The organism is Proteiniphilum sp. UBA1028, from assembly GCF_002316955.1.
GTDB lineage: Bacteria > Bacteroidota > Bacteroidia > Bacteroidales > Dysgonomonadaceae > Proteiniphilum.
On record NZ_DCEN01000049.1, the window covers coordinates 190,548 to 193,939 of the forward strand.

Sequence of the window (3,392 nt, forward strand, 5' to 3'; positions counted from 1 at the left end):
GCTGATATTGTGATTTACGGAGATAATTTAAATACAATAGACGCAGTGTTGCTTGGTACTGATGAAGCTTCAATCATTAGTAAAATGAGTGATGAAATTGTTTTTAAAGTGCCTTATTCCAACGCGCAAGGTCCGGTAGAATTAAGTTTTATTTATTTTGATGGTACTCAAAATTCCAAAATTGGGCCAAGTGGAAATACTTTCTCTATCATTAGTGAATTGCCACGTGTTTTTGAGTTCCCTGCATCTCTTACTAAATATACTCCTGTTGAGATAAAAGGTGATAAATTATCCCTGATTGACTCTATTTTTATTGGTAATGCCAAAGTGATGATATTATCAAAAACTGATACCAGCATTACTTTTGATATGTATCCAAATTATTTTGGAGGGAGCATGGCATCAGCAACCTTGAAAGGTGTGTATTATGGTGAAGAAGAAATTATTATTACCGATGCCTTTAGTTTAATTACAGATCCCAACGAACCAAGGTATTATAAACATACTGATGTTCTTCTGAGCGCTCGTTCCGGATATGGTGGAACAGAAGATGCTTTCTTTGATGCAGAAACAGGTGCTGTATACAATAGTTGTTCCGCATTTGAAAATAGAACCGGCATTGACTTTTTCCTTTATGATCAATCTGGATATGTACAGCTATATGGACCACATAATGCCACGAATACAGTGAAAAATTTCAAATGTAATAATGTTACAATTGATCCCCAGGATGGTTCATGGAATGATTTCTACGGAGCAGGAGGAATTGAGACAAGGTTCAAAGCTTTAAATAGGGCTAATCCCGACGAATTAAGAGTAATAGAGGCATATGAAGCGGGAACAATCATTGAACTGAACAGTGAATTATTTAGTGGTATAGAACTTCCGACAACAAGTGCTCCAAGAGTTTACAAATCATCTTCTAATGCCGGATTTAGTGCATCCTCCGGGCATTTCTCATTGGATGAGTATAGTATAGGATGGGTTAGAAATTTCACAACAGGTAAGAATGGTATAATCAAACTGAAGGAGATGCCTAAAGATGCTGTGAATGGTCGTATCCCTGAATTGATATTTGATATTATTTGGGCTAAATAATTTTTCAGAATGATAAAAAAATAAATATATGGCTTTATATCAGGGATGTATCTATTAAGGTGTCTCCCTGATATATTGTAACATTTATATGATATATTAATTTTCAAAAAAAGCATATTAATGAAAAAGCACTTATTACTGAATATAATCCTATCCATCGGACTGTTGAGCAGTTGCCAGGCAACTACAAAAAATCAAAAACCGATGTATTCGATTATTTATCATGATGTTTTGCTCGAGGAGGCAAAAGAAGCTATACGCAACAACGATGAACATATCACACCTATTTACCAGGCTATTAAGAGATATGTAGACACGGTTTCTTTACATATGAAACCGTTAAGTGTAGCTTCAGAAAATAAAAAAAATATCGCTCCCAGTAAGGATCCAAGAGATTACATCACATTATCTCCGTACTGGTGGCCTGATCCTTCAAAAGCTGACGGGCTACCTTATATTCGGGATGATGGGAAGAGAAACCCCGAAGTATATGAATATCCGGAAAGAGTAAATAGTACTCTTTTTGCTGAAAATGCTGAACTTCTTGCGCTTATGTATTTTTTTACAGGAGAGGAAAAGTATGCAGCTAAAGCTGCTGAGTTGGTAAGAGTTTGGTTCTTAGACCCTGTCACAGGTATGAATCCAAATATGACCTATGCACAGCATGTTCCTGGTATGCAACATATCCGGGGTACTGGGATTATCGATTCCAGAAGATTTCTTAAGGCTTTAAACGCAGCCAAAATAATTGAAAGTTCTTCTTCATGGTCAAGTGAGGACAAAAAAGAACTACAAGACTGGGCTAAGGCCTTTAGATATTGGATTGAAAATAGCACCAACGGTCTGACAGAATTAAAGGCACAAAATAATCATGGATTGTGGTACGAAGTGATTAATCAGGTTCTTGTTATGTTTGAAGAAGATTATGACTACTTCAAGCAGATTGTGAATGAAAGGTTTTTACCTCGTATTGCCCTTCAAATAGACTCTGACGGTTCTTTCCCTAAAGAGCTGGAGAGAACGTTGGGTATTCATTATTCGACCTTCGCTTTAGAAGCTTTGTCTTTTTCTGATAAAATGTGTAGTAAAAATGGATTGAATCTATGGGAATACCAGTCAGAAAATGACAGGGGTATGATCTTGGCATTGGAATATATGATACCATACTACAAGAACCCTGATGCATGGCCTCATACGCAGATCAATGATTTTAACACCGACAGAGCTGCTATTTTGCTTTACGATGCAGGCTTGAGAACTGGGAAAAAAGAATATTTTGATCTTTCGAAATTAATTGGCTATGATAACCAGAGAAACATTGAGGAGGGATATTCGGATGTCCTGCCAGATATAAACAGGTTGTTATATTACAAAATTAATCTGCCTGATTGATATTGTTTCCAAAGTAGAAACATTCGTAAAGATGAACGTTCAGGTAGAGTGAGTGATCATTTATCTAAAGATAATTAATTTTTCTCCGCATAATTATTTTATTTCTTATATTTGTAAATATTGAATACGTAAAGCTATGGAAATTCCTGTGAATCAGTTTGAGAAAATAAATGTCGCATCTCCCAGTGATTTAATAATCGAACAGATAAAAAATCAAATATCATCTGGTAAACTGAAACATGGAGATAAACTACCATCAGAACGTCAACTTTCTGAAACTTTCGGAGTAAGCAGAACATATGTTCGTGAATCAATTAGAAAGTTAGAGTTTTATGGGGTATTAAAAACATATCCTCAAAATGGTACATTTGTTGCCGACTCAGGTATTGACACAATTGAGGGACTAATTTCCAATATTTTAAAAGTAGGAAGTAGAGATTTTTTCTCATTGGTAGAAACCAGACTGATTATAGAAGTTAATTCAGCCAGATTATGTGCTGTGAGAAGAAGTGAGAAAAGTTTAACTGAGATCGAAGAGGCTGTAGTTAATTTTGAAAACGAAGTGAATCGAAATAATGATCCTTACGAGGCAGACCTTGCATTTCATACAGCAATTGTAAGAGGTTCCAATAACAAAGTATTAAAATCATTGCTGGAAATCATCATACCTGATATAATATCATCCTATACAGAATACAGAATGTGTTCTTCTACAAGAGAACTGAACAATACAGTGAAAGAACACAGATCCTTATTGGAAGCAATACGGAAACAAGATCCTGACGAAGCTGCTGAATTGATGAATAAGCATTTGGAAAATGTAATGAAATTTGCCAGAAATCAATTTTAATTTTTCTTTATACATAGTTGTGGTAGAAAATACATAATCTACCAGGTCTAAT

At 35.2% G+C, this 3,392-nt stretch carries 3 protein-coding genes; all 3 read left to right on the forward strand.

From position 1 onward, the window contains the following. Positions 1-1,098: hypothetical protein (locus B3Z75_RS09245; protein ID WP_294070598.1), on the forward strand; the 1,098-nt coding region annotated here is incomplete at its 5' end. A 120-nt stretch (positions 1,099-1,218) separates the two neighbouring features. Continuing rightward, entirely contained in the window at positions 1,219-2,490 is a 1,272-nt protein-coding gene (locus B3Z75_RS09250) for an alginate lyase family protein (protein WP_294070601.1), read from the forward strand. A 136-nt stretch (positions 2,491-2,626) separates the two neighbouring features. After that, on the forward strand, positions 2,627-3,340 hold the full coding sequence (locus B3Z75_RS09255; protein ID WP_294070604.1) for a FadR/GntR family transcriptional regulator: 714 nt from the start codon (positions 2,627-2,629) through the stop codon (positions 3,338-3,340). The last annotated feature ends 52 nt before the right edge of the window (positions 3,341-3,392 follow it).